General features: G+C 70.2%; 5 protein-coding genes and 1 rRNA gene. 3 read left to right on the top strand and 3 right to left on the bottom strand.

The window, feature by feature from the left end:
• Positions 1 to 12: 12 nt before the first annotated feature.
• A complete protein-coding gene (locus tag ACFYYW_RS32385; protein ID WP_387654280.1) occupies positions 13 to 1,632 on the top strand; it encodes a DUF1015 family protein in 1,620 nt (539 codons plus the stop codon).
• An 82-nt stretch (positions 1,633 to 1,714) separates the two neighbouring features.
• On the opposite strand, the gene ACFYYW_RS32390 is transcribed toward ACFYYW_RS32385, so the two are convergent.
• Complete coding sequence (locus tag ACFYYW_RS32390) at positions 1,715 to 2,107, bottom strand: single-stranded DNA-binding protein (protein ID WP_387654283.1); 393 nt, start codon at positions 2,105 to 2,107, stop codon at positions 1,715 to 1,717.
• 83 nt (positions 2,108 to 2,190) lie between these two features.
• Here ACFYYW_RS32390 and ACFYYW_RS32395 point away from each other — a divergent pair, with 83 nt between their 5' ends.
• Complete coding sequence (locus tag ACFYYW_RS32395; protein WP_387654286.1) at positions 2,191 to 3,144, top strand: MBL fold metallo-hydrolase; 954 nt, start codon at positions 2,191 to 2,193, stop codon at positions 3,142 to 3,144.
• Positions 3,145 to 3,224: 80 nt separating this feature from the next.
• Here the strand turns inward: ACFYYW_RS32395 and ACFYYW_RS32400 are convergent, their stop codons facing one another.
• Positions 3,225 to 4,253: a hypothetical protein gene (locus ACFYYW_RS32400; protein WP_387654289.1), complete on the bottom strand. Its 1,029-nt coding sequence runs from the start codon at positions 4,251 to 4,253 to the stop codon at positions 3,225 to 3,227.
• On the opposite strand from ACFYYW_RS32400, the gene ACFYYW_RS32405 reads away from it, so the two are divergent.
• Positions 4,197 to 5,624, top strand: a complete 1,428-nt coding sequence (locus tag ACFYYW_RS32405; protein ID WP_387654292.1) for a hypothetical protein — start codon at positions 4,197 to 4,199, stop codon at positions 5,622 to 5,624. The genes ACFYYW_RS32400 and ACFYYW_RS32405 overlap by 57 nt on opposite strands.
• A 1,004-nt stretch (positions 5,625 to 6,628) precedes the next feature.
• Here the strand turns inward: ACFYYW_RS32405 and rrf are convergent.
• A 5S ribosomal RNA gene (gene rrf, locus ACFYYW_RS32410) occupies positions 6,629 to 6,706 on the bottom strand; the annotation flags it as partial.

The raw sequence follows: 6,706 nt of genomic DNA on the forward strand, positions 1-6,706 counted from the left end.
ATTTATGGGAGCATGCCCGGTATGGGGACTCCTGAACTGCCGGTGCCGGACGGACTGGTGCTACGGCCCTTCCGAGGCGTACGTTTCGATGTCGAAGATCCCGCCAAGGTGACCTCCCCACCGTACGACCTGATCAGCGACGCGGACGTCGAAGCCCTCCTTGCCTCCCACCCGAACAACGTCGTCCGCCTCATCCTTCCCTGCAACCCAGAAGCGACACCCGCCACCGAACCCGGCACCCCTCGTGGCACGGCCGGGACCCCGTCCAGACTCCGCCACCGGACCGAAGTGCCGCTGGAAGCGCGTTACTCCGAGGCCAGGGACACGCTGAGGGCCTGGCTGGACGCCGGCGTCCTCGTGGCCGACGACACCCCCGCCCTGTACGTGTACGAGCAGAGCGGCCCGCACGTCCTCCAGCGCGGCCTGATCGGCGACGTCGGCCTGGTCGATCCCGCCGAACGCGTCATCCTCCCCCACGAGGACGTCATGCCCGGCCCCATCGCCGACCGGCTGGCCCTCATGAGCACCACAGAGGCCAACCTCGAACCCATCTTCCTCCTTTACAACGGCGACAACGGCAGGGCGACCCGCCTGGTGGACGAGGTCGCCGCCAAACGACCGCCCCTCGTCACGGCCGGAACCGAGGACGGCCTCACCCACCGGCTGTGGGCGATCACCGACCCGGACGAGATAGACGCCATCAACGCCGACCTGCGCAACCGTCAAGCCCTGATCGCCGACGGCCACCACCGGTACGCCACCTACCGCGTCCTCCAGCGTCAGGAACACGCCGCCCGCCAAGCCCTGCGGGACGGGACGCACCAGGCCACGCCCAACGACCGGTCGCAGGAAGCCCCCCAGCCCTCTCAGCACGTCCCCCTCAACGCACCCCCGAGCATGCCCACCCACAACTCCCAGGGCGCATCACACCCGTCCACCGCGCCGGACCACCCCGTAACACCCTCTCCCAGCCCAATCGCCTCGTTCCGACACGAGCTGACCGATCACCTGGCCCATCCGTCAGCGGAGCCGGCCTCCGCCCCGACCCAACCCCGGCAGGCGCTGGGCCCCTGGGACTTCGGGCTCGCCCTGATCGTCGACTCCACCGCCTACCCGCCCGACCTCAAGGCCATCCACCGCGTCATCCCCGGTCTCCCCTTGACCGAGGCCGCCGCCAGGGCCAGGGGCGCCTGGCAGGTGCACGACTACGACGACCTGGCGCAGGGCCTGGAGGCACTGCAGAACGCGGCCGAACCCGCCTTCCTCCTCGCCGGGGAGAGCGGCACGCATCTGCTCACCGACCCCGACCCGGTGCAGCTCAACCTGGCGATGCCGGACGGCCATTCGGACCGCTGGAACTCGCTGAACACCTCCATCCTCAGCGAGTTCATCCTGCCCAAGGTGTGGGGCATGGAGGACGACGAGCGGGCGGTACGCATCGTCCACCACGACACCGAGGCGGCGTTGCGGCTCGCGATCCAGACGGGCGGCACAGCCGTCATCCTCAAGCCGCTCATGGTCGACGACGTGCTGGCGGTCGCCGCGGGGGGCGAACGAGTGCCCCGCAAGTCCACCTCCTTCGGCCCCAAACCGCGTACCGGCCTGGTCCTGCGCACGTTCGCCATCGACTGACGCCACCCCTGCCGCGTAGCCACGCCTCCCCTGCCCATCGCCGAGCGCTCTCCAGGGCGGCGCCTGACCATCGCCGACAACGTCACCCCGCCCCGGCCAGCTGAGCCACCTGCCGTGGCCCCCGGCTCGCCACTACCTCTTCAGACGGCTCAGGAGCCGTCTCCTCGACAGGTCTGACGGCACCGACCTCCACCTCGTACCGCCAGATCTTGGCGGCGGCCGGGCCGAAGACCCGGCAGCGGAACGCGCCCGTCACCTCGATGAAGTCCCGCGGTTTGAGACCTCGCACGATCTGCGCGACCTCGGGATCGAACGTGACGCACGGGATGCTGTCGGTGAGAGCCGCGCCTCGCCGGTGCCTGCGCCGCCGGCGTACGATGACGCGCCACTTCGTGGCCATGTCGCCGCTCGGCATCGCGTATTCCTCGACCGCCGCCGACAGCCGCCCCACCAGCACGACCTCGTTCCGATCCATTGTCGTCCTCCCGTTTGTGTTCCGGAGGAGATCACTCTCTACGATGAGGGGAAGCCCGGATCGATACGAACGTCGTTCTGGGGATGACGGATGTACGCGCGGGAGTGCCTGTGGACAACATCACCGCACTAGGCGGCGACGTCTATGAGATCGACACCAAGATGGCCGGATACTCAGGCATCACCGCCGGCTACCTGATCCTGGGAGATCGGCCGTGCCTGGTGGAGACGGGCACCTCGACCTCGTCCCCCGTGGTGCGCGACGCGCTCGCCTCGCTCGGCGTCGGCCCGGACGACCTGGCCACCGTGGTGGTGACCCATATCCACCTGGACCATGCGGGCGGTGTGGGGGACATCGCGAAGTTCTTCCCGTCCGCGCAGGTGGTCGTACACGAGAAGGGTGCGCGCCATCTGGCCGATCCGTCGCGTCTGATGGCCAGCGCCCGGATGGTCTGGGGTGACCAGCTCGACACCCTCTTCGGCGAGCTGTCCCCCACCGAGGCCGAGCGCATCGTCGCCCTGGGCGACACCGGCGCCATCGACCTGGGCAACGGCCGCACGCTGAGCAGCCACTACTCGCCCGGCCACGCCAAGCACCACGTCGGCCTGATCGACTCCGCCACCGGAGACCTCTACGTCGGGGACGCCGCGGGCGTGTACCTCCCCCAGACCGGCGACCTGCGCCCCGCCACGCCGCCGCCGGACTTCGACCTTCAGACGGCCCTCGACTCGATCGCCCTGTTCCAGGCCCTTGGTCCGCAACGGTTGCTGTTCAGCCACTACGGGCCGGTCGGCGCCGTCCAGGAGACCCTTGAGCGATCCGCCGAGGAGCTCCGGGTCTGGGTGGATCTCACCCGCCAGGCACACTCCGAGGGCCTCGACCTCGATCACGCGGTCGCCATGGTCCGCGACCGCACCAAGGAGCGCTACACCGCCCTGCAGTCGGACGACGTGACGGCCGAGCAGTTCGAACTGCTGAGCGGCGCCCCGTCGAACGTCGCGGGCATCCTCCACTGGCTCAACCGCGTCGAACGATGACCACCGGCTGACCAGACCCCGTACGACACAAAAGCTCCGCCGTACCCCTGATCATCAGGGGTACGGCGGAGCCTCAACACCTACTCGCCGTTCTTCTTCGGCCGGTCCTGAGCGGATTCGTCCGTCTCGACTTCCAGCACGTCACCGAAGTCCGGCTCGATGAACGCAGGCGTGATCCCCGGCGTCCCGGCCTCCGTCGGCTTGCCTTCCTCGCCGCGGTCCGCGGGCTCGCCCGCCTCCGGCTCGGCCGCCTCAGCAACGACGGCGTCCTTCGGCTCGACAGGCTCGACAGGCTCGACCGGCTCGACAAGTTCAGCAGACACGGCAGGCTCGGAGACCTCGGGCTCCAGGAGGTCGTCCGCCTCGGCCAGGGCCTCGGCGTCCTCTTCCTCCTCCTCGGTCAGCTTGCCCTCGTCGGCGACGCCGGCGTCGTCGAAGTCGTCCTCGGAGTCGAGGTCCTCCTCGAAGTCCTCCTCGACGTCCTCGATGACGGCTCCGGTGAGCTCGGCGTAGCGCTCGGCCGCGTCCGTCTCGCCGTCCTCGTCGAAGGCCATCGCCCGGGCGAACCAGTCCGTCGCCGCCTCCTGATGCCCGGCGTCGGCCAGGGCGTCCGCATAGGCGAACGCGAGGCGCGCCGACCACGGCTTGGGCTGCGGGTCGCGCAGCTCGGGCAGGCGCTGGAGGGTGATCACGGCCGCGTCCTGCTGGCCGAGGTCACGCCGGGCCCCCGACTCGACGATGGTCAGCTCGATGCGTCCGGCCCGGTCGAGGCGCTCGGCCTCCGGCGAACGTACGAGATCGATGGCCCGCTCCGGACGGCCCAGACCGCGCTCGCAGTCGGCCATGACCGGCAGGTACGCGTCCGACCCCGTCATCCTCCTGGCCGCACGCAGGTCGCTGAGCGCCTCGGAGAAGTGCCCGGCCCGATAGGCGACGATGCCCGCGGCCTCGCGCACGACACCGATGCGCGCGGCGAACCGACGCGCCACCTTGGTGTGTTCGTGCGCCTTGTCGGGGTCGTCCTCCTCCAGGGCGCGCTCCGCCGCGACCAGGTGCCTGCCGACCAGGTCGGAGAGGTCACCGGGCAGCGAACGCAGTTCCTCGCGCACTTCCTTGTCGAGCTCTTCCGCAGTGATGTCGGGCGCCACCTCGGGCAGCCTCTCGCGCTGCGGGGCGTCGGAGTCGCGATCCTCCCGGCCGTACCTGGCGCGGGTGCCGCCGCCCGGACGCGCCCCGCGGTCGTCACGCGAGAACGGACGCGACTCACGGTAACCGCCACCCTCGCGACGAGGCCCGTAGGAGTCGTCGCGGCGCGGGCCGCGGTCGTAGCCACCCTCGCGACGCGGACCCCGGTCGAACCCCTCACGACGCTGCCCGCCGCCCCGGTCATCACGGAACCCGCCCTCGCGACGCGGCCCCCGATCGAAGCCCTCTCGACGCGGACCACGGTCGAAGCCTTCGCGACGCGGACCACGGTCGAAGCCCTCACTGCGGGGGCCACGCTCCGAGCCCTCACCACGAGGACCACGGTCATAGCCTTCCCGGCGCGGGCCACGGTCACCGAAGCGGTCGTCCCGGCGCTCCCCGAACCCGCTGCCCTCACGGCGCGGGCCCCGGTCGAAACCTTCACGACGCGGCCCGCGGTCGAAGCCTTCTCGGCGCGGCCCGCGGTCGAAGCCCTCGCGACGCGGGCCCCGGTCGAAACCCTCACGCCGCGGCCCCTGCTCGAAACCCTCCCGACGCGGACCACGGTCATAGCCTTCACGGCGCGGACCCCGGTCGCCGAAGCCGCCGCCCTCACGGCGCGGCCCACGGTCACCGAAGCCGCCGCCTTCACGACGCGGGCCCCGGTCGCCGTAGCCGCTACCCTCACGCCGAGGTCCGCGATCCTGGAAGGGACGACGCTCGTCACCCTCCCTGCGCGGCCCGCGGTCGAAACCCTCCCGGCGAGGACCACGATCGAAGCCCTCACGACGCGGACTCCGGTCGGAACCCTCACGACGCGGACCCCGGTCGCCGTAGCCGCCGCCCTCACGACGCGGCCCACGGTCCTGGTAAGGACGGCGGTCATCGCCCTCACGGCGCGGCCCACGATCACCCCGGTCCTGGTAAGGACGACGCTCGTCACCCTCACGACGCGGCCCGCGGTCGAAGCCTTCCCGGCGAGGACCACGATCGAAGCCCTCGCGACGCGGACCCCGGTCGGAACCCTCACGACGCGGGCCGCGATCGCCGTACCGGCTCTCGCGTCGCTCGCCGTAGCCACCGCCGCCCTCGCGACGCTCGCCGTAGCTGCCTCCGCCTTCACGGCGGTCACCGTAGCCACCCTCGCGGCGGGGTCCGCGGTCGTCCCGGTCGCGGTAGGGGCGGCCCTCGTCCCGGAAACCGCCCTCACGCCGAGGCGCACGCTCGTCGCGGGAACCCTCCCCGCCTCGGGGCGCTCTGTCCTCGCGGTTGTACGGCCGCGGCCGGCCCTCTGAACGGAACGGACGATCGCCACCGGAATCACGCCCGCGAGAGCCGTATCCGCCAGTCCTGCCGCCGCTGGAGCGCCTGTCCCCGTAGTCGCCGCGCCCGCGCTGTCCGCCGTCCGATCCGTCTTCTCTGTTCACTTCTGGTCCATTTCGTTGGCTCACTCAGCGGACTCACAACGCCGGTCCACCGTGGCTGGTCGCCGCCCGTCCTCGGGCCTTACGCGACGAAGGCCACCCGTGGGGGTGGCCCGCTCCCCCCAGCCTAGCAAGCCCCCGACCGTTCACGAGCCCTCCAGCCACCCACGACCATTCGACCAACCGGCCTCCCACCTTCGCCGCCACCTACAGAACGACACTCACCAGAACGGTGCGGGAGGGATCTCATGTCGCAACCGAACACCCGAAGAACAGGAAGTCCCCTCAGCTGTATCTGGCCCACATCCTTATCAACGTGTTCCCGGAGCATCGGAGAAGCCTCTGAACGATCAGTTCCACGAACGGGCCTGTGGCTTGGGAATGGCTCCTCACACCTACTGTGCGCCAGGGGCTCAGAGAATGCCTCTGCTCTGATGCGACACCGATCCAGAAGGCAAGAGGGCGGCGACTAGCGCACCGCTCACCGCTCCTCCCGGTCGTGGCGGCCGAGAATTTGCACGATTCGACGGTGGGCTCACCGCCACCACCCCTGGCCGTCTTACGAAGCTCATAAACGTCGCGCCCGCTCTCAACGCGTGCAAGCGGGACGTCCGCCGGGGTCGCTGTGCTTGTATCCAACGGGGTCAAGCCCGGGTGTGGTCGCCGCGTCAACACATGGGGGTGCTCACAGCGCACCGCCCCCGGCAGGCGGCTCCGTGTTCGCGAACCGGCTGGCAGGACGCCACTGGCGGCCGGCCCTGTTACACCGAACCCAACTCTCAAGGCGTCCTGCATGCCCCTGAAGCTCTTCATCGAGAAATGTGTACAACGCAAAGAAGCCCCACACGAACCGTGTGGGGCTTCTTCGAAAGATTGTCCGGCGGTGACCTACTCTCCCACACCCTCCCGAGTGCAGTACCATCGGCGCAGAGAAGCTTAACTTCCGGGTTCGG

The sequence above is a fragment of the Nonomuraea sp. NPDC001831 genome (assembly GCF_042892035.1).
Lineage (GTDB): Bacteria > Actinomycetota > Actinomycetes > Streptosporangiales > Streptosporangiaceae > Nonomuraea.